Origin of the sequence: Pseudomonas sp. 3296 (assembly GCF_031456615.1) — a bacterium.
GTDB lineage: Bacteria > Pseudomonadota > Gammaproteobacteria > Pseudomonadales > Pseudomonadaceae > Aquipseudomonas > Aquipseudomonas mucoides.
On record NZ_JAVDUY010000001.1, the window covers coordinates 582,061 to 602,501 of the forward strand.

At 60.3% G+C, this 20,441-nt stretch carries 12 protein-coding genes; 6 read left to right on the forward strand and 6 right to left on the reverse strand.

Annotated features, from left to right (window positions below; translation table 11 throughout):
• Positions 1-203: 203 nt before the first annotated feature.
• Entirely contained in the window at positions 204-3,692 is a 3,489-nt protein-coding gene (gene smc, locus J2X66_RS02820; RefSeq protein WP_310260576.1) for a chromosome segregation protein SMC, read from the reverse strand.
• Between the two features lie 2 nt (positions 3,693-3,694).
• Complete coding sequence (locus J2X66_RS02825; protein WP_027921744.1) at positions 3,695-4,354, reverse strand: GntR family transcriptional regulator; 660 nt, start codon at positions 4,352-4,354, stop codon at positions 3,695-3,697.
• A 266-nt stretch (positions 4,355-4,620) separates the two neighbouring features.
• Here J2X66_RS02825 and xdhA point away from each other — a divergent pair, with 266 nt between their 5' ends.
• From xdhA to guaD, 4 genes are all read left to right on the forward strand, one after another.
• Positions 4,621-6,075, forward strand: coding sequence for a xanthine dehydrogenase small subunit (gene xdhA / locus J2X66_RS02830; protein ID WP_310260578.1), 1,455 nt, complete (start codon positions 4,621-4,623; stop codon positions 6,073-6,075).
• A complete protein-coding gene (xdhB, locus tag J2X66_RS02835; RefSeq protein WP_310260581.1) occupies positions 6,068-8,467 on the forward strand; it encodes a xanthine dehydrogenase molybdopterin binding subunit in 2,400 nt (799 codons plus the stop codon). Before xdhA ends, xdhB begins: the two co-directional genes overlap by 8 nt.
• Before the next feature lie 116 nt (positions 8,468-8,583).
• Complete coding sequence (gene xdhC, locus J2X66_RS02840; protein WP_310260584.1) at positions 8,584-9,429, forward strand: xanthine dehydrogenase accessory protein XdhC; 846 nt, start codon at positions 8,584-8,586, stop codon at positions 9,427-9,429.
• Between the two features lie 8 nt (positions 9,430-9,437).
• On the forward strand, positions 9,438-10,742 hold the full coding sequence (gene guaD / locus J2X66_RS02845; RefSeq protein WP_310260587.1) for a guanine deaminase: 1,305 nt from the start codon (positions 9,438-9,440) through the stop codon (positions 10,740-10,742).
• A 108-nt stretch (positions 10,743-10,850) separates the two neighbouring features.
• On the opposite strand, the gene J2X66_RS02850 is transcribed toward guaD, so the two are convergent.
• Positions 10,851-11,615 (reverse strand): GntR family transcriptional regulator, encoded by a 765-nt coding sequence (locus tag J2X66_RS02850; protein WP_010456474.1) that lies wholly within the window; start codon positions 11,613-11,615, stop codon positions 10,851-10,853.
• A 293-nt stretch (positions 11,616-11,908) separates the two neighbouring features.
• On the opposite strand from J2X66_RS02850, the gene J2X66_RS02855 reads away from it, so the two are divergent.
• Positions 11,909-13,099 carry a benzoate/H(+) symporter BenE family transporter gene (locus J2X66_RS02855; protein ID WP_310260591.1) on the forward strand — a complete coding sequence of 397 codons (1,191 nt, stop codon included), beginning with the start codon at positions 11,909-11,911 and terminating at the stop codon, positions 13,097-13,099.
• Between the two features lie 74 nt (positions 13,100-13,173).
• On the opposite strand, the gene J2X66_RS02860 is transcribed toward J2X66_RS02855, so the two are convergent.
• Entirely contained in the window at positions 13,174-13,518 is a 345-nt protein-coding gene (locus tag J2X66_RS02860; protein ID WP_007896965.1) for a YggL family protein, read from the reverse strand.
• Positions 13,519-13,752: 234 nt separating this feature from the next.
• Here J2X66_RS02860 and dacB point away from each other — a divergent pair, with 234 nt between their 5' ends.
• A complete protein-coding gene (gene dacB, locus J2X66_RS02865) occupies positions 13,753-15,213 on the forward strand; it encodes a D-alanyl-D-alanine carboxypeptidase/D-alanyl-D-alanine-endopeptidase (protein WP_027922570.1) in 1,461 nt (486 codons plus the stop codon).
• A gap of 136 nt (positions 15,214-15,349) precedes the next feature.
• Here dacB and J2X66_RS02870 read toward each other — a convergent pair whose 3' ends face one another.
• Together J2X66_RS02870 and rlmKL are read right to left on the reverse strand one after the other, a co-directional pair.
• Entirely contained in the window at positions 15,350-17,749 is a 2,400-nt protein-coding gene (locus J2X66_RS02870) for a diguanylate cyclase (protein WP_310260595.1), read from the reverse strand.
• Positions 17,750-17,891: 142 nt separating this feature from the next.
• Entirely contained in the window at positions 17,892-20,162 is a 2,271-nt protein-coding gene (gene rlmKL, locus J2X66_RS02875; RefSeq protein WP_310260598.1) for a bifunctional 23S rRNA (guanine(2069)-N(7))-methyltransferase RlmK/23S rRNA (guanine(2445)-N(2))-methyltransferase RlmL, read from the reverse strand.
• Positions 20,163-20,441: the final 279 nt, after the last annotated feature.

Genomic DNA, 20,441 nt, shown 5'->3' on the forward strand with positions numbered 1-20,441 from the left:
ACCGCTTTAAAACGTGGCGCCAACTCTATGTTCTGACAGGCGTTTTGCCCACGTATACGAAAAATTGACATTAAACTAGCACGACCAAAGGCAACTTTACACCGTCTGTCATCATGGCTTTAGCGAATATGTCGATTGGCCAGCAAGTCAGGGCCGGTTAAAACATCCTACAGCCTCGCAATACCTGCCCTACAGACGCCGACTCAGGCATCCACCATCGCCATTGCCTCCTCGACATCCACCGCCACCAGACGTGAGCAGCCCGGTTCGTGCATCGTCACCCCCATCAGTTGATCGGCCATTTCCATGGCGATCTTGTTGTGGGTGATGTAAATGAACTGCACCGTCTGCGACATTTCCTTGACCAGCCGTGCGTAGCGTCCAACGTTAGCGTCATCCAGTGGTGCGTCAACTTCATCGAGCATGCAGAACGGCGCCGGGTTCAACTTGAAGATCGCAAAAACCAGCGCCAATGCGGTCAGGGCTTTTTCGCCACCGGAGAGCAAATGGATGGTGCTGTTCTTCTTCCCTGGCGGCTGCGCCATGATCGTCACCCCTGTATCGAGTAGATCTTCGCCCGTCAGTTCCAAATACGCGCGTCCTCCACCGAAAACTTTTGGGAAAAGCGCCTGTAAACCACCATTGATCTGATCAAAGGTATCTTTGAAGCGGTTGCGGGTTTCCTTGTCGATCTTGCGAATCACGTTCTCGAGGGTGTCCAGCGCTTCCACCAGATCATCGTTCTGCGCATCCAGATAACGTTTACGCTCGGATTGTTGTTGGTATTCGTCGATGGCCGCGAGGTTGATCGCACCAAGACGCTGAATACGCGCGGCAATGCGTTCAAGTTCTTCTTCGGCGTCCTTCTCGCTGGCCTCGGCTGTCAGCGTGGCGAGCACGCCGTGCAGGTCGTAGCCGTCTTCCAGCAACTGATCTTCGAGGGTCTTGCGGCGTACGGTCAGGGCTTGCCATTCCATGCGCTGGGTTTCCATCTGGCCGCGAATCAACTGCGACTGCTGCTCGGCCTGGTTACGTCGTTTTTCCGCATCACGCAGTTCACGGTCAGCGTCTTCCAGAGCGATTTGTGCGGTCTTGAGTTCTTCGTCGACGGTCATGCGCTTGTCGAGCAATTCTTCCAGTTTCAGCCGCAGCTCTTCCAGCGGTGCCTCACCCTCCTCCAGATTGAGGCTGAGCTGTTCGCGTTTTTCGGTCAGGCGCTCGGACTGCATCTCCAGCCGTTCCAGCGCCTGACGCGTCGAGTCGTGTTGCGCCTTGAGCGAACCGAGACGCACCGCCAATTGATGCGCGTGATCCTTGTGCTGCCGGGCTTCCTGGCGCACCCGATCGAGGCGTTCGCGCAAGCTGTCGCGCTGGGCCAGCAGCAATTCACGCTGCTCGGTGTCGAGCGCCATGGCGTCGAGGGCTTCCTGCAATTGCAGGCGTGCCTCACCGATGTTTTCGTGTTCCAGCGCGCGCTGTTCGCTCAGTTCAGCGAGCTCTTCGTCGAGGCGCGTACGACGCAGCGTCAGCTGTTCAGCCTTGGCTTTGCCGGCGGACAGTTGAGCTTTCAATTCACCTTGCTGACGCGCTTCGTCTTGCAGCAGACGGCGCAGATGTTCGCGTCCGTTTTCCTGCTGGCGCTGTTGCGCCCTGAGCGTTTGAAGCTGGGTTTCCAGGGTTTCGACCGTGGCTTCGCGCTCTTCACGCTCCTCGGTCAACCGCTGGATTTCCTGACCGCGCGCCAGCACACCGCTTTCGGCTTCGCTGGCCCGTCGCACCCGTAAAAAGTGCCGACCGACCCAGTAACCATCACGGCTGATCAGACTCTGCCCCGCGGTCAATTGACTGCGCAACGCCAGCGCCTGTTCAAGGCTGTCGACCGGCTTGACCTGCCCCAGCCACGGCGACAGATCGATCTGCGCCTCGACCTTGTCGAGCAAACTGCCCGGCACGCGCACGCCATCAGTGGCCGGGCTGAGCAAGCGCAAATCGCCCTGAGCAAAACCGGCCAGATCGAAATCGCCGAAGTCGTCCACCAGCACCGCTTGCAGGTCGGCGCCGAGCACGGTTTCCACCGCCAGCTCCCAACCCGCTTCCACCTTCAGGCCTTCGGCCAGACGCGGGCGATCCGCCAGATGCTGCTCACGCAACCATTCGGCAGTGCCGGTGCCTGGATCGAGCGCGGCTTGCTGCAAGGCTTCAAGGGAAGCGAGACGACCGTTGAGGCGTTGCAAATCGCCTTGCGCCTGCTGCTGATTGTGCAACGCAAGCTGCAATTCCTGACGCAGGTGCTCAAGGCGTTCGACCTGGGCTTCTTCGCTGGCCTGCAAATCTTCAAGCGTGGCTTCACTGGCCGCCAGTTGCTCGCTGAGTTCCATGATCGCCGCGTCTTCCGGGTCCGCCGAGAGCAACGCGCGCTCTTCCCCGAGGCGCTTCTGACGATCGGCCAGACGCTCCATGCTGGTTTCCAGCTGCTGGATGCGTGACTGCTGCACTTCGGACTGGCGCCGCGGCTCGGCGGCGGTCAGGTTGAACGTGTCCCACTGCTCCTGCCAGCCGTGCATGGTGGTTTCGGATTCTTCCAGCGCGGCGGCCGCTTCTTCGGCGGCGGCGCTGGTGACTTCCTGCTCTGGCGTGAGCATGTCGAGCTCTTCGCCGAGGGTCAGCAACAGCGTGCGGTCGTGGCCCAGGTGCGATTCGGTTTCCAGACGTGCGCGCTCGGCTTCCTTCAGATCGTCCTGCAACTGACGCAGACGCTGCTGACCGTGCTGGATGCTCTGCTCGACCCGGGCGATGTCGCCGCCGACCGAATAGAAACGTCCTTGCACCAGATTGAAGCGCTCGGACAGGTCATGGTGCCCGTCCCGGAAGCGTTCGATGGCGGCATCGGCGTTGCGTTGCTCGGCGACCAGCGCTTCGAAGGTGACTTCCTGATTGCCGATCACCGCTTCGCGCTGACCGACCTGTTCGTTCAATGCCTGCCAGCGCAGGGCCGACAACTGGGCCTTGAGCTGACGCTCTTCGCCTTTGTATTCCTGATACTTCTTCGCGGCCTCGGCCTGGCGATGCAAACGCTCAAGTTGACGCTCGAGCTCCTCGCGCAGGTCGGTCAGGCGCGCAAGGTTTTCGTGGGTGCGGCGGATGCGGTTTTCGGTTTCGCGCCGCCGCTCCTTGTACTTGGAGATGCCCGCCGCTTCTTCAATAAAGTTGCGCAGGTCTTCGGGCTTGGACTCGATCAGCTTGGAGATCATCCCCTGCTCGATGATCGAGTAGCTGCGCGGGCCGAGGCCGGTGCCGAGGAAGATGTCGGTGATGTCGCGACGCCGGCATTTGGTGCCGTTGAGGTAATAAGTGGTCTGGCTGTCGCGGGTCACTTTGCGGCGAATGGAAATTTCCGCATAGGCGGCATATTCGCCGAGCAGCGTGCCGTCGGAGTTATCGAACACCAGCTCGATGCTGGCCTGACTCACCGGTTTACGACTGGTGGAGCCATTGAAGATGACGTCCGTCATCGACTCGCCGCGCAAGTTCTTGGCCGAGCTTTCGCCCATCACCCAGCGCACGGCGTCGATGATGTTCGACTTGCCGCAACCATTGGGCCCGACCACGGCCGCCATGTTGCTGGGGAAGTTCACCGTGGTCGGATCGACGAAGGACTTGAACCCCGCCAGCTTGATGCACTTGAGCCGCACGCTTAAGCGTCCGTCAGGGCAGAAACCACCAGATCGCAGCTGCGCTGGGCATACGCCGTCAGCACTTCGCGGATCTGCGGAAAGTCACGGGCCAGCACGGCAGCGAGCAGGCGCTCGAACAGTTCGAGGAATTCGCTCATCGACGCCTTGCGCTGGTCCAGGGCGAGGAAATACGCGCGGCTCATGGCCGGCTGCAGATTCTCGACGGTTTCCTGCAAGTACGGGTTGTTGGCGAACGGGTACGCAGCGCGCATCACATTGAAGCTGTCGTCGACGAAGGTGCGGATGTCCTGACGCTCGTAGCTGGCGGCCAGGCGTTGCTGGATCTGCACGAACGGCGCCATGTCAGCCTGGACTTTCCAGCCGCTGGCAACGGCGTTACCGAGCAGGATGTACAGCTCGCTCATCAGCGTGCACAGGCTCTGGACCTTGTGCGCCGTGAGTTCGGTGACATGGGCGCCCCGTCGCGGCAGGATCGCGATCAGGTGGCGACGTTCGAGGATCAGCAAGGCTTCACGGACCGAGCCGCGGCTGACATTGAGCGCCAGCGTGACCTTCTGTTCCTGAATGCGCTCCCCGGGCTTCATTTCGCCGCGAATGATGCGTTCGGCGAGGTGGTGAGCGATTTGCTCGGCGAGGCTGTCCGGCGCCTTGAACGTCATGGTTGTCCTTCAAACTCTTCGATCTGCACAAGCGGCGCAGTGTAACCCACTTGATAGGTCATGGCGCAGGGCCCACTCGGCGGTTTTGGCACGATTCAAGCAAAAAAGCAGGTGTGTGCGTGAGGGTCAATACTGAAGAAATGAGGTGTTTGTCGACAAAATGCTATTTCCTGACCTTTAAGTCAGAAAATCATTGACCGAAAAGTCAGACCTGCTAAATTCGGTTCAAGTCGGTTAACAACAATAATGAGTCTGCGAGGCCTTCCGTGATCCAGTTTTTACTTAACCAGGAACTCCGTAGCGAGCACGCCCTGGACCCAAACCTGACCGTGCTCAATTATCTGCGCGACCATGTGGGCAAACCCGGCACCAAAGAAGGCTGTGCCAGCGGTGACTGCGGCGCCTGCACTGTGGTGGTCGGCGAGCTACAAACGGATGACGACGGCCGCGAACACATTCGCTATCGCAGCCTCAACTCGTGCCTGACGTTCGTGTCGTCGTTGCACGGTAAACAATTGATCAGCGTCGAAGACCTCAAGCATCAGGGCGAACTGCACAGCGTGCAGAAAGCCATGGTCGAGTGCCACGGTTCGCAATGCGGCTTCTGCACCCCGGGTTTCGTGATGTCACTGTTCGCCCTGCAAAAGAACAGCGATGCACCCGACTCTCACAAGGCGCACGAAGCGCTGGCCGGCAATCTGTGCCGTTGCACCGGTTATCGGCCGATCCTGCAAGCCGCCGAACAGTCTTGCTGCGGCAAGCAACCGGACCAGTTCGATGCGCGTGAAGCCGACACCATCGCGCGCTTGAAAGCGATTGCCCCGACGTCCATCGGCGAGCTCAACAGTGGCGACAAGCGCTGCCTGGTGCCGCTGACCGTTGCCGATCTGGCTGACCTCTATGACGCTTATCCACAGGCTCGCCTGCTGGCCGGTGGTACAGACCTGGCCCTTGAAGTCACACAATTCCACCGCACCTTGCCGGTGATGATTTACGTCGGCAACGTGGCCGAGATGAAGCGCATCGAGCGTTTCGATGATCGCCTGGAAATCGGCGCCGCCACCGCCCTCTCCGACTGCTACGAAGCATTAAAGGCCGAGTACCCGGATTTCGGTGAGCTGCTGCAACGTTTTGCCTCGCTGCAGATCCGCAACCAGGGCACCCTCGGCGGCAACATCGGCAACGCCTCGCCCATCGGTGACTCGCCGCCCCTGCTGATCGCCCTGGGCGCGCAAATCGTCCTGTGCAAAGGCGAAACCCGGCGCACCCTGGCCCTGGAAGATTACTTCATCGATTACCGGGTCACCGCGCGTCAGGAAAGCGAGTTCATCGAGAAGATCATTGTGCCGCGGGCCCGCGCCGAACAACTGTTCCGTGCCTACAAGGTGTCCAAGCGTCTGGACGATGATATTTCCGCCGTGTGCGCCGCGTTCCAGATCCGTCTGGAAAACGGTGTGATCGCCGATGCCCGCGTCGCCTTCGGTGGCATGGCGGCCATCCCGAAACGCGCCGGCGCCTGCGAAAAAACATTGCTCGGTGCGCCGTTCAACAACGCCACCGTCGAACGCGCCTGCGCCGCACTGGCCGAAGATTTCACCCCGCTGTCGGACTTCCGCGCCAGCAAAGAGTACCGCCTGCTCAGCGCGCAAAACCTGCTGCGTAAATACTTCATCGAACTGCAAACACCGCACATCGAGACTCGGGTGACCGCTTATGTCTAATCATCACGCTGTAGAGAAGACCCAAGCCGAACTGGCTGAACTGTTCGCCAAGGACCTGACCACCGGTGTCGGCCGCAGCGTCAAGCACGACAGCGCCGCCAAGCACGTGTCCGGTGAAGCGCAGTACATCGACGACCGCCTGGAGTTTCCGAACCAGCTGCACGTATATGCACGCCTGTCGGACCGCGCCCACGCGAAAATCATCAGCATTGACACCAAGCCCTGCTACGCCTTCGAAGGCGTGCGCATCGCGATCACCCACGAAGACGTGCCGGGCCTGAAGGACATCGGGCCACTGTTGCCCGGCGACCCGCTACTGGCGATTGATGACGTACAATTTGTCGGTCAGCCGGTACTCGCCGTGGCGGCGAAAGACCTCGAAACCGCACGCAAGGCCGCGATGGCCGCGATCATCGAATACGAAGATCTCGAGCCGGTGCTGGACGTGGTCGAAGCCCTGCGCAAACGCCACTTCGTGCTCGACAGCCACACCCATCAGCGCGGCGATTCGGCCAATGCCTTGGCGACTGCCGAGCACCGCATCCAGGGCACGCTGCACATCGGCGGCCAGGAACATTTCTACCTCGAAACCCAGATCTCTTCGGTGATGCCGACGGAAGACGGCGGCATGATCGTCTACTGCTCGACGCAGAACCCGACGGAAGTGCAGAAGCTTGTCGCCGAAGTGCTTGATGTGTCGATGAACAAGATCGTGGTCGACATGCGCCGCATGGGCGGCGGTTTCGGTGGCAAGGAAACGCAAGCCGCCAGCCCGGCCTGTTTGTGCGCCGTGATCGCGCACCTCACCGGCCAGCCGACCAAAATGCGCCTGCCGCGCGTCGAAGACATGTTGATGACCGGCAAGCGTCACCCGTTTTACGTCGAGTACGACGTCGGCTTCGACAGCACCGGCCGCCTGCATGGCATCGCCCTGGAACTGGCCGGCAACTGCGGTTGTTCGCCGGACCTGTCGGCGTCGATTGTCGACCGCGCGATGTTTCACGCCGACAACTCATACTATCTGGGCGACGCGACCATCAACGGTCACCGCTGCAAAACCAACACCGCGTCGAACACCGCGTATCGTGGCTTCGGCGGCCCGCAAGGCATGGTCGCCATCGAAGAAGTGATGGACGCGATTGCCCGTCATCTGGCCCTCGATCCATTGGCGGTGCGCAAGGCCAACTACTATGGCAAGACCGAGCGCAACGTCACGCATTATTACCAGACCGTCGAGCACAACATGCTCGAAGAAATGACCGCCGAACTGGAAGAAAGCAGCCAGTACGCCGAGCGTCGTGAAGCGATTCGTCGCTACAACGCCAACAGCCCGATCCTGAAAAAAGGCCTGGCGCTGACCCCGGTCAAATTCGGCATTTCGTTTACCGCGAGCTTCCTCAACCAGGCCGGTGCGCTGATCCACGTCTACACCGACGGCAGCATCCACCTGAACCACGGCGGCACCGAAATGGGCCAGGGCTTGAACACCAAAGTCGCGCAAGTCGTGGCTGAAGTGTTCCAGGTGGAAATGGACCGTGTGCAGATCACCGCAACCAACACCGACAAGGTGCCAAACACCTCGCCGACGGCCGCTTCCAGCGGTGCTGACCTGAACGGTAAAGCGGCGCAGAACGCCGCAGAAATCATCAAGAAACGTTTGGTTGAATTCGCGGCCCGCCAGTACAAGGTCAGTGAAGAAGACGTCGAATTCCATAACGGCCACGTGCGGGTTCGTGATCACATCCTGACGTTTGAAGCGCTGATCCAGCAGGCGTATTTCGCCCAGGTGTCACTGTCGAGCACCGGGTTCTACAAAACCCCGAAAATCTTCTACGAACGCAGCCAGGCCCGTGGTCGTCCGTTCTACTACTACGCCTTCGGTGCAGCCTGTTGCGAGGTGATCATCGACACCCTCACCGGTGAGTACAAGATGCTGCGCACCGACATCCTCCACGACGTCGGCGCCTCGTTGAACCCGGCCATCGACATCGGCCAGGTCGAGGGTGGTTTCATCCAGGGCATGGGGTGGCTGACCATGGAAGAACTGGTGTGGAACAACAAGGGCAAGCTGATGACCAACGGCCCGGCCAGCTACAAGATCCCGGCCGTGGCGGACATGCCGCTGGACCTGCGGGTGAAGCTGGTGGAAAACCGCAAGAACCCGGAAGACACGGTGTTCCATTCCAAGGCCGTGGGTGAGCCGCCGTTCATGCTCGGCATCGCCTCGTGGTGTGCGATCAAGGACGCCGTGGCGAGCCTTGGCGACTACAAGCATCAACCGAAAATCGATGCGCCGGCGACCCCGGAGCGGGTGTTGTGGGGCTGTGAGCAGATGCGGCAGTTGAAGGCGGTGAAAACCTTGGAAGCTGAAACCGAACTGGCTTCGCTCTAAGACCGCGTCGCGGCCATCGCAGGCAAACCAGCTCCCACAGGTACGATGCAATCCTTGTGGGAGCGGGCTTGCCCGCGAAGAGGCCCGAACAGACAACAGAGATGTTGAGGTGAAACATGTACAACTGGATCGACGCCCTCGCCGACCTGCAATCCCGGGGTGAGCCCTGCGTGTTGGTGACCATCATCGAAGAGCTTGGCTCGACGCCGCGCAATGCCGGTTCGAAGATGGTCATCAGCGCCATCCAGGCCTTCGACACCATCGGTGGCGGGCATCTGGAATACAAGGCCATGCAGATCGCCCGCGACCTGCTGGCCAGCGGCAAACAGGACACACACCTGGAGCGCTTCAGCCTCGGCGCGAGCCTCGGCCAGTGCTGCGGTGGCGCGACCGTGTTGCTGTTCGAGCCGATGGGCCAGGTCCAGGCGCAGATCGCCGTGTTCGGTGCCGGTCATGTCGGCCGCGCCTTGGTGCCGCTGCTCGCCAGCCTGCCCTGCCGGGTGCGCTGGATCGATTCGCGGGACGACGAATTCCCGGAACAGATCCCTCACGGCGTGCGCAAGATTGTCAGCGAAGAACCGGTGGACGAAATCGACGACCTGCCCGCCGGCAGTTACTGCATCGTCATGACCCACAATCACCAGCTCGACCTCGAACTCACCGCCGCGATCCTCAAGCGCAACGACTTCGCCTACTTCGGCCTGATCGGTTCGAAGACCAAACGGGTGAAGTTCGAACACCGCCTGCGCGACCGCGGATTCGACAACAGCGTCGTGCAACGCATGCGCTGCCCGATGGGCATCGGCGAAGTCAAAGGCAAGTTGCCTGTGGAAATCGCCATCTCCATCGCCGGCGAAATCATCGCCACCTATAACGCGAATTTCGGCCAGCAGACCGCCAGCGCCGGATCATCGATTGCCAAACTGCTGCCCGCTTCACGCCGCAGCCAAGCCACCAATTGAGAACCCCCATGCCTTTGACTCGCAAAGCTTACCGCGCCGCCATCCTGCACAGCCTTGCCGACCCGGCCGAAGTCGGTATTGAAGCCTCGTACGAGTATTTCGAAGACGGCTTGCTGGTGGTCGACAACGGCCAGATCAGCGCGCTCGGTCACGCCAGCGACTTGCTGCCAACCCTGCCGGCCGACATCGAAATCACTCATTATCAGGACGCGCTGATTACCCCCGGCTTCATCGACACCCACATTCACTTGCCGCAAACCGGCATGGTCGGCGCCTACGGCGAGCAATTGCTGGACTGGCTGAACACCTATACCTTCCCGTGTGAAAGCCAGTTCGCCGACAAGAAACACGCCGACGAAGTCGCCGATATTTTCATCAAGGAACTGCTGCGCAATGGCACCACCACGGCGCTGGTGTTCGGCAGCGTGCATCCGCAATCGGTGAACTCGTTCTTTGAGGCTGCCGAACAGCTCGACCTGCGGATGATCGCCGGCAAGGTGATGATGGACCGCAACGCGCCGGACTACCTGACCGACACCGCCGAATCCAGCTACGTCGAAAGCAAGGCGCTGATCGAGCGCTGGCACGGCAAGGGTCGCTTGCACTACGCAGTCACCCCGCGTTTCGCCCCGACCAGCACCCCGGAACAACTGACCCTCGCCGGCCAGTTGCTCAGCGAATTCCCCGACCTGTACATGCAGACGCACATCAGCGAAAACCTGAAGGAAGTCGAATGGGTCAAGGAGCTGTTCCCGGAGCGTAAAGGCTACCTGGACGTCTACGATCACTATCAACTGCTCGGTGAGCGTTCGGTGTTTGCCCACGGCGTGCACCTGTGCGACGACGAGTGCGCGCGACTGGCGCAAACCGGTTCGGCCATCGCGTTCTGCCCGACGTCGAACTTCTTCCTTGGTAGCGGCCTGTTCAACCTGCCGATGGCCGAGAAGCACAAACTGAATGTCGGTGTGGGCACGGACGTTGGCGGTGGCACCAGCTTCTCGATCCTGCAAACCTTGAACGAAGCGTACAAAGTCATGCAGCTGCAAGGTGCGCGTCTGAGCCCATTCAAATCGCTGTACCTGGCGACACTCGGCGGTGCTCGCGCGTTGCGTCTGGAAGACAAGATCGGCACCTTGAAACCGGGCACCGATGCCGACTTCCTCGTGCTGGATTACAACGCCACGCCGTTGCTGAGCTATCGCTTGAAGCAGGCGAACAACATTGCCGAGACGTTGTTTGTGTTGATGACGCTGGGGGATGACCGGGCTGTTCTGCAGACGTATGCGGCGGGGAACCTGGTGCATCAGCGCTAAGGTATTCCGGGCATAAAAAATCCCCCGCAATCGATGGTTGCGGGGGATTTTTATTGCTCTTGAGACCGTCATCGCGGGCTTGCCCGCGATGGTTCGACTCGGCCTACCTTAGAGTTTGACCGCTGGTCGCCCAGGCTTCTTGGTCTGCAACAAATGCGAGAACACCGCATGCAAATCATCCGACGCACTTTCTTCGTCGAGGTTGAGTTTGCTGTCGATGTGGTCCATGTGATGCATCATCAAATTCACCGCCAGCTCACCGTTGCGCGCTTCGATGGCGTCGATCAGCTGGGTGTGTTCGTCGTAGGAACAGTGCGAACGGTTGCCACTTTCATACTGGGCAATGATCAACGACGTCTGCGACACCAGGCTGCGCTGGAAGCTGATCAGCGGCGCATTCTTCGCCGCTTCGGCGAGTTTCAGGTGAAATTCGCCCGACAGACGGATGCCGGCACCGCGGTCACCGCGCGAGAAGCTGTCGCGCTCGTCGTTGACCATCTGGCGCAATTCGGCGATTTGCTCGGCGGTTGCGTGCTGAACGGCCAGTTCGGTGATCGCTCGTTCCACCAGACGGCGCGCGAGGAACACCTGGCGGGCCTCTTCGACGCTCGGGCTGGCGACGACCGCGCCACGGTTCGGACGCAGCAGCACGACGCCTTCATGGGCCAGGCGCGAGAGCGCACGGCGGATGATGGTGCGACTGACCCCGAAAATTTCCCCCAGCGCTTCTTCGCTCAACTTGGTGCCGGGCGCCAGGCGCTGTTCGAGGATGGCCTCGAAGATATGCGCGTAGACAATATCGTCCTGGGTCCCGCTGCGGCCGGCTTTGCCTGCTCGCGGTTGTTTTTTGAGGGGCTGCAACTGTTCGTTCATGGGCACTCGAGTCGGGGAGAACTGCGGCGAATTGACGGTGACTGTAATACGGCACAGTGGGTCGCTGGCAAGTATCGCGTAAAAAACACCGCGATTGTACACAATGGAGGGTGGCAACACGACTGTACGGCTGTTTGTCGCTTCCGCTGTATTGCAACGATCCGCTACGTTTGAGTTTAGGCTTGAACCTGAAATCTGCCGCTCGAACACAATCCCTGTGGGAGCCGAGCTTGCTCGGCTCCCACAGGGTTCACCGGCGTTTCCGACATCTTTATAAAAGGAACACCGCTGTCATGAACGACGCCACGCACACGCAGCTCCGCCCTTTTGCCGATACGTCGCCTTCGGCCATCGTCGCCGGCTTCATCGCGATGATGACCGGTTACACCAGTTCCCTGGTCCTGATGTTCCAGGCCGGACAAGCGGCAGGCCTGACCAGCGGGCAGATTTCGTCGTGGATCTGGGCAATCTCGATTGGCATGGCGGTGTGCTCGATCGGCCTGTCGTTGCGGTATCGCACCCCGATCACCATCGCTTGGTCGACCCCCGGTGCGGCGTTGCTGATCACCAGCCTCGGCGGTGTGAGTTATGGCGAAGCCATCGGTGCCTACATCACCTGCGCAGTGCTGGTGACTATTTGCGGGCTGACCGGCAGCTTCGAACGACTGGTGAAAAAGATTCCGGCATCCTTGGCCGCTGCGTTGCTGGCGGGGATTCTGTTCAAGATCGGCAGCGAGATTTTCGTCGCTGCCCAACATCGTACCGGGCTGGTGCTGGGCATGTTCTTCACCTATCTGGTGATCAAGCGCCTGTCGCCGCGTTATGCCGTGCTGGCGGCGTTGTTGATCGGTACGGCATTGTCCGGGTTCATGGGGCTGCTGGATTTCAGTGGTTTTCACCTGGAAGTGGCGACGCCAGTCTGGACCACGCCGCACTTCTCACTGGCCGCAACCATCAGCATCGGCATACCGCTGTTCGTGGTGGCCATGACCTCGCAGAACATGCCAGGCATCGCCGTCCTGCGCGCCGACGGCTATACCGTGCCGGCCTCGCCGCTGATCACCACCACCGGTATCGCCTCGTTGCTGCTGGCACCGTTCGGCTCCCACGGCATAAACCTGGCAGCCATCAGCGCAGCGATCTGCACCGGGCCGCATGCCCATGAAGATCGCAACAAGCGCTACACGGCGGCGGTCTGGTGCGGGATTTTCTACGGGATTGCCGGGGTGTTCGGCGCGACATTGGCGGCGTTGTTTGCCGCGTTGCCTAAAGAGCTGGTGCTGTCGATTGCGGCGCTGGCGTTGTTCGGCTCGATCATCAATGGCTTGAGCATTGCCATGACCGAAGTGAAGGAACGGGAAGCGGCGTTGATCACCTTTATGGTCACCGCGTCGGGGCTGACGTTGTTTTCCATCGGTTCCGCATTTTGGGGGATTGTGGCGGGGGTGTTGACGCTGGTGATTTTGAATTGGCGTAAGGCCTGACAAGCAACGAGGCTGCGTGCTTTTAATCCGCGCATAAAAAAACGGCGACCCTTGGGCCGCCGTTTCTTATTACATCAAGCTACCGGATTGATCGGCTTTTCCGGGTACCAGACGTCGATCAGCGGGCTGACGGTTGCTTCGGTCAGTTCGCTGCGGCCTTTGAGCCAGGCTTCAACAGCAGCGCGCTGCTCTTCGGACACCGAGCCACGCTTCTGCAGGCAAACCAGACCGAAGTCGTCGCCGCCAACATAACCCAGACCGTTGGCTTCCATGGCTTCTTTCAGGAACGCGTCGAGGAAAGCATCAATGGCTTCATCAGCCAAATCTTCTTTGAAATCCAGGTTCAGTTCGAAACCCAGCTCTTGAAATTCATCGACGCACAGTTTTTTGCGCAGACGCTGGGAACGGTTAGTCGCCATTGGAACAATCCTCATAAGTAATAACGGGCGGCACTTTAGCAGTTTAAGCCGCTAATTGCCCGACTCTCTGGGGTGCATCGCTGACCGGCGGTAAAAAAATAGCAGATTAGAAGGCCATGGCACGGCACACACTTTCAAGCCTTGGGGCATAATGCCGACACTTTCATGACCACTGAGGGATTTTATCGCCATGCCCTCGTCTTTTTCCCCCTCGGCTGTAGGGTTTTATTACACATGATCAAGTCTTTGCGTCCATTGTTGCTGGCCAGTTTCATTCTTCCGCTGGCCCTCTCCGTCTCCGCCGCCCCGATCAACACTGCGCTCACGCCTAACGTCGAAAAAGCCCTCAAGGCCAGCAAGTTGCAGGACAGCGCCCTGTCACTGGTGATGATCCCGCTCACCGGGCCGGGCACGCCGACCGTTTACAACGCTGACGTTTCGGTCAACCCGGCCTCGACCATGAAGCTGGTCACCACCTATGCCGCGCTGGAAATGCTCGGCCCGAACCACCAGTGGAAAACCGAGTTCTACACCGACGGCACCCTTAGCGGCGGCATTCTCAATGGCAACCTCTACCTCAAGGGTGGCGGCGATCCAAAGCTGAACATGGAGAAGCTCTGGTTGCTGATGCGTGACCTGCGCGCCAACGGCGTGACGCAAATCACCGGCGACCTGGTGCTGGACCGCGGTTTCTTCGTACAACCGCAGCTGCCCGAATTCAATGACGACGGCAATGACGAGAACAAGCCGTTCCTGGTCAAACCCGACTCGCTGATGGTCAACCTCAAGGCCCTGCGTTTTGTCGCGCGTAACGACGGCGGTCGGGTATTGGTGTCGGTGGAACCGCCGATTGCCAGCATTCGCATCGAAAACCAGGTCAAGGCCGTCAATTCCAAGCAGTGCACTGGCGGTGTGCGCTACAACCCGGTGACCCAGCCCGATGGCAGCATGACCGTAACGGTCGGCGGCCAGTTGGGCGATGGCTGCAGCTCGCAGACCTATCTGTCGCTGCTTGACCACGCGACCTACACCGCCGGCGCCGTGCGCGCCATCTGGAAGGAGCTCGGTGGCAGCATTCAGGGCAAGGACGTGCTGGCGGCCACCCCGGGCAATGCAAAACTTCTGGCCCGGGCTTACTCGCCGGATCTGGCGGAAATCATCCGCGACATCAACAAATACAGTAACAACACCATGGCGCAGCAGCTGTTTCTGAGCCTGGGCCAGAAATTCCGTACCGATGCCGATGGTGACGATGCCAAGGCTGCCCAGCGCGTAGTACGTCAGTGGCTGGCGAAGAAAGGCATTACCGCGCCGCACCTGGTGATGGAGAACGGTTCCGGCCTGTCCCGCGCAGAACGCGTCAGCGCCCGTGAAATGGGAGCGATGCTGCAAGCCGCGTGGCATAGCCCGTATGCTGCCGAGTTCATCAGTTCGATGCCGATTGCCGGCACCGACGGCACCATGCGCAAACGCCTGAAGACCACCGCGATGCGCGGCGAAGCCCACGTCAAGACCGGCACCCTGAACACCGTACGCGCCATCTCCGGCTTCAGCCGCGACGTCAATGGCAACACGTGGGCAGTCGTGGCGATCCTCAATGACAAGGCACCGTTTGGCGCGTCGTCGGTACTGGATCAAGTGCTGCTGGACCTCTATCGCCAGCCGAAACTGCCAGACACGGCGTCGGTACTCTGACCCGATCCTCCAGACACTGGAGATCACCTGTAGGAGTGAGCCTGCTCGCGACAGCGGTCTAACATTCAACTCAGATGTTGACTGATAAACCGCTATCGCGAGCAGGCTCACTCCTACAAGGGTTGTGTGTCAGGCCTTAGGTTTTCTGGGCCTCGACCCGATCACGTCCCGCCTGCTTCGCCGCATATACCCCCGAATCCGCTCGAAGCAACAGCGCATCCGCGCCCTCCCCGACGCGCCAACTGGCGATCCCGAAACTCGCGGTAACGAACCCCACGCTGTCGATCGGTGAACTGCGCAGCCCTTGCCACAACTGCATGGCCAGCACGTACGCCTGCTCGCGGTCGGTGTCCGGGCAGAGCACCATGAACTCTTCCCCCCCAAGGCGACAGAACACGTCTGTGCGCCGCAGCCGATGACCAATGCGCTCGCACACGGCTTGCAACACCCGATCCCCCACGGCGTGGCCATGCTGGTCATTGATGCGTTTGAAGTGGTCGATGTCGAGCATGATCACCGACAACTCGCCCACGCCACGCTGGACCCTCGCCATTTCGGTGGTCAGGCGCTCCTGGAAATAACGGCGGTTGTGAATCCCGGTCAGCGAATCGGTAATCGACAGCGCCCGCAGTTCCTCTTCCACTCGTTTCAGGTCAGAGATGTCGGAAATGTAGCCATGCCAGAGCACCCCGCCACCGGGCAGCTCTTCGGGCGTTGCCTCACCGCGAACCCAACGCAGGCCGCGCATGGGCAGTTGCACGCGGTATTCCTCGCGCCACGGACTGAGGGTGTCCGCCGAGGCGCGGATCGAGGCACGGACCCGGGTCGTGTCCTGTGGGTGAATGCGCGTGAAGATCGCTTCGGCATTGAGCAGCAGCACGTCCGGTTCCAGCTCGTAGATCTCGCGAATACCGTCGCTGGCATAGATCACACTGAAGCGGCCGTCGAATTCCATCTTGAATTGGTAGATGCCACCAGGCACATGGGCGCTGAGTTTCTTCAACAACAGGTCCCGTGCCGCGAGCGCCTCATGCACACGCTTGCGCTCGGTAATGTCGATGCAGATCGCCAGATGACCGACCCACAACCCCTGCTCGTCGAGCACCGGGGTGGCGAGCATGTTCACCGCCAAATGGCTGCCGTCGCTGCGTACCAGCGTCCACTCCCGCGCCTCGCTACCGCCCTCTTCGTCCCCTTCGACCAACATCGCCTGACAGGTCGGAATCGGTTTGCCATACCGCGCACTCAACTCCGCTGCCCGCGCTACCAGTTCCCGGGGGAAGTGCAGGTTTTCCAGGGTCATACGCCCCACGACATCCACGCTGGCGTAACCCAGCATCTGCTCGGCACCGGCGTTGAACGTGCTGATGACCCCGCGCAGGTCGGTGGCGATGATCGCCACCTGAGTCGCCGCATTCAGCACGCCGCGCAACTGGCCGTGGGTGCCACGCAACTCTTGCTCACGGGCCCGCAGTTCCTGGGTGCGTTGCTCCACCATTTTCAGTGCGCGCTGACGCTGACTGACCAGCACATACAGCAACGCGCTGAGCAGCAGACTGAGCAAACCGCCCAGCACCATCAGGGGCGTCACCGAGGAATGATTGGCTTTTATAAAGACTTCGCTCGGCGTGATGTCAACCTGATAATCGTGATCGGCCAATCGCAACAGCCGGCTCGCGGACAAATCACTGGCCGCCGGTGGGTTGAAAGATTCGTAGAGCACTTCGTGCTGATCATCGATCGACAAATCGAGAATGCGCACCGAAAGATAGTCGTAGTTGGCGTCCGGCAATCCATCGGCCAGCAGCTGGCGCATGCTGATCACCGCCATCACATAACCGAAGGGTTTTACCCCCGAAGCGCTGGGTGAGTTACGCGGCATCACCGGGGCCACCAACAGCACGCCGCGCGCATAGGCCGGCTCGATGCTGACCAAATGCATGGGCTGCGACACCGCCATGGTGCCCAGTTTGTCCGCCCGTTCAAGGGTGGCGCGGCGCATCGGCTGGGCCAGCAAGTCGTAGCCCAGCGGCGAGCCCAGTCGACTTTGCGTCTGGCTGTACAGCACCGCCACGTATTCATCGCGCTCGGCAGCCAATTGCAGTTGACCGTTGCCGTCGAGCTCACGAAGGGTGAAATTGCTGAAGCCCTCGTCCCGCACCTTTTGTTCGAATGCCGCGCGCTCGGCACGAGTCACTCTGGCCGCGAAAGAATAGGCCTGGGTTCGGTGCAACAGGGGTTGGGTGTAACCGTCGAACTCCTCGCGGGAGACCGCGTCGGAATTGACGAAGAACCGGCGCAGACCGTCGAGGCGCTGCTCCTGGTCTTCGAAACGTTCTTCGATGCGGCTGTAACGCTCACTGGCCAGCAGTTGGAAGCGTTGTTTGAGTTGATGGTGAAACACATTGACCGTCGACCAGGCCAGTAAACCGGTGAGCACGCCGCCCATGAGCAATACCAGCAGCGCGACCAGCCAGGCCGACACATCTTCGCTGATAAAACCCAGGATTTTGGGGCGTACGGCCTGAAACGACATAAAGGCAACTCACAATGCCAGGCGCCGGAAAAGCCCATTGGCCATGAGTGAGTTATAGCCATTAGCCACTAATTTGGCCAGCACTGAAATGACCCAAGAGCCTTTAAAAATCAAGGCTCTGTGGATCCAATCAGCTCACGTGTCAACGCGCGGTGATTTTCCAGGCACGGTGGATCTTACCGTTACGGGCGAAATCCGGATCGATGGTCTGGGCGGTGATTTCTTCAACGGCGTAACGCTCGGCGAGGTTTTCCTCAAGGGTGAACTTGCGGAAGTTGTTGGAGAAGTACAACACCCCACCGGGTGCCAGACGCGCCATGGCCAGGTCGATCAACTGCACCTGATCGCGTTGCACGTCGAAGATCCCTTCCATACGCTTGGAGTTGGAGAACGTCGGCGGGTCGATGAAAATCAGGTCGTACTCGTCACGGCAGGCCTCGAGCCAGGCCATCACGTCGCCCTGCTCCAGACGGTTCTTGTCAGAGAAACCGTTCAGCGACAGGTTACGACGCGCCCAGTCGAGGTAGGTTTTCGACAGGTCAACGCTGGTGGTGGTGCGTGCGCCGCCCTTGGCCGCGTGAACACTGGCCGTTGCGGTGTAGCAGTACAGGTTGAGGAAGCGCTTGCCAGCCGCCTCTTTCTGAATGCGCATGCGCATTGGGCGGTGATCGAGGAACAGCCCGGTGTCGAGGTAGTCGGTGAGGTTGACCAGCAGCTTCACGCCACCTTCATTGACTTCGACGAACTTGCCCTGCGCAGCCTGACGCTCGTACTGCTTGGTGCCGCTCTGACGTTCGCGACGCTTGACCACCACACGGCTCTTGTCGATGTTCAAGGCCTGCGGAATCGCGGCCAGGGCATCGAACATGCGGGCCGAGGCTTTTTCCGGATCGATGGATTTCGGCGCGGCGTATTCCTGGACGTGGACCCAATCCTGATACAGGTCGATGGCCATGGAGTATTCCGGCATGTCGGCGTCATACACGCGATAGCAGTCGATGCCTTCACGCTTGACCCACTTGCCCAACGCCTTGAGGTTTTTCTGCAGGCGATTGGCAAACATCTGCCCGCCCTCGCTCAAGCGCGGTTGCTCGATCACCGGTGCCGGTGCTGGAGTCGGTTTGATCGGGTTGCCGTTTTTGTTGTATTTGCGTTCTTCTGGCTCGCTCGGGGCCTGATCATAGGCCGCCTGCTCGCGCTCGACCTGACGCTGCTCCGGGGTGCGACGCTCGCCAGTGACGAACTGGTCGGGCGTGACCTTGATCAGCAGCAGCTTGCACGGCAACGCGCCGTTCCAGAACGAATACTGTTTGTGGCTGCGAATACCCATGCGCTTGCCCAGGTCCGGGGCGCCGGTGAACACCGCAGCTTCCCAGTTCAGGCAGGCCTGACGCAGACGTTCGCCGAGGTTCTGGTAGAGGTAAAGCAAGCTCGCCTCATCGCCCAGACGCTCGCCGTACGGCGGGTTGCAGATGACCAGGCCTTTCTGGTTCTGGTCCGGTCGCGGCTCGAACGTACCGACTTCGCCCTGGTAGATCTTGATCCACTCGCTCAGGCCGGCACGCTCGACGTTGTTCCGGCCCGGTTGAATCAGGCGCGGGTCGGCCTCGTAACCGCGAATCCACAGCGGTGGCTTGGCCAGGCCGGCCGCACAGCGCTCGGTGGCTTCTTCGTGAAGTTTTTTCCACAACGCCGGGACGTGACCGAGCCAGGCGGTGAAGCCCCATTGCTCGCGACGCAGGTTCGGCGCCATGTCGGCGGCGATCATCGCCGCCTCGACGAGGAACGTACCGACACCGCACATCGGGTCAGCCAGCGCGCCGCCTTCGGCCGCAATGCGTGGCCAGCCGGAACGGATCAGGATCGCGGCCGCGAGGTTTTCCTTCAGCGGCGCCGCGCCTTGCTGCAAGCGATAACCGCGCTGGTGCAGGCTGTGGCCGGACAGGTCGAGGGAGAGAATCGCTTCGCCACGGTCCAGGCGCAGGTGAATGCGCAGGTCTGGATTGAGTTTGTCGATCGACGGACGGTCGCCTTGCGGGGTGCGCAGTTTGTCGACGATGGCATCTTTGACTTTCAAGGCGCCGAAGTGGGTGTTGTCGATGCCCGAGCCGTGGCCGCTGAACTCGACGGCCAGGGTGCCGTCGTTGAGCATGTGGTCTTGCCACTCGATATCCAGCACGCCGTGGTACAGGTCTTCGGCGTCCTTCATCGGGAAACGCTTGAGCACCAGCAGCACCCGGTTCGCCAGACGCGACCACAGGCACAGGCGATAAGCGGTTTCCATGGTCGCCATGCCGCGCACGGCAGAGGTGTGCTCACGTGCTTCTTCAAGGCCAAGCCCGACGGCTTCCTCGATCAGCAGGCCTTCAAGGCCTTTGGGGCAAGTGAGGAAGATTTCGAATTGATCGGACATTGGAATTTCAGAGCCTTTAGCTAAGTGAACCGACAACGCATTGCCGGTCCGGTTTTCAATCAGGCGCTTTTCTAAAAGAGCGCCCGCGTGGCACGAAGGTGTGCCGTCCCACCTGTGCTGCTCAGGTTAGAAGAGCTTAGATGCACAGGCAGATAAAAAAGTTGATGCAACAAAATGTCATAAGTCGACCCTTCGTCGAATAATGCTTCTGCGCAACAGAAGTCATTCTCACTAAAGGATTAACCCCGTCATCCTGCGGGGGGCCGATCATACAGGGCT

Bases quoted from the DNA above. Each gene is read 5' to 3' on its own strand.
- J2X66_RS02825 (WP_027921744.1), bottom strand. From the start codon at position 4,354: ATGACGTTCAAGGCGCCGGACAGCCTCGCCGAGCAAATCGCTCACCAC.
- xdhB (WP_310260581.1), top strand. From the start codon at position 6,068: ATGTCTAATCATCACGCTGTAGAGAAGACCCAAGCCGAACTGGCTGAA.
- xdhC (WP_310260584.1), top strand. From the start codon at position 8,584: ATGTACAACTGGATCGACGCCCTCGCCGACCTGCAATCCCGGGGTGAG.
- guaD (WP_310260587.1), top strand. From the start codon at position 9,438: ATGCCTTTGACTCGCAAAGCTTACCGCGCCGCCATCCTGCACAGCCTT.
- J2X66_RS02850 (WP_010456474.1), bottom strand. From the start codon at position 11,615: ATGAACGAACAGTTGCAGCCCCTCAAAAAACAACCGCGAGCAGGCAAA.
- J2X66_RS02855 (WP_310260591.1), top strand. From the start codon at position 11,909: ATGAACGACGCCACGCACACGCAGCTCCGCCCTTTTGCCGATACGTCG.
- J2X66_RS02860 (WP_007896965.1), bottom strand. From the start codon at position 13,518: ATGGCGACTAACCGTTCCCAGCGTCTGCGCAAAAAACTGTGCGTCGAT.
- dacB (WP_027922570.1), top strand. From the start codon at position 13,753: ATGATCAAGTCTTTGCGTCCATTGTTGCTGGCCAGTTTCATTCTTCCG.
- J2X66_RS02870 (WP_310260595.1), bottom strand. From the start codon at position 17,749: ATGTCGTTTCAGGCCGTACGCCCCAAAATCCTGGGTTTTATCAGCGAA.
- rlmKL (WP_310260598.1), bottom strand. From the start codon at position 20,162: ATGTCCGATCAATTCGAAATCTTCCTCACTTGCCCCAAAGGCCTTGAA.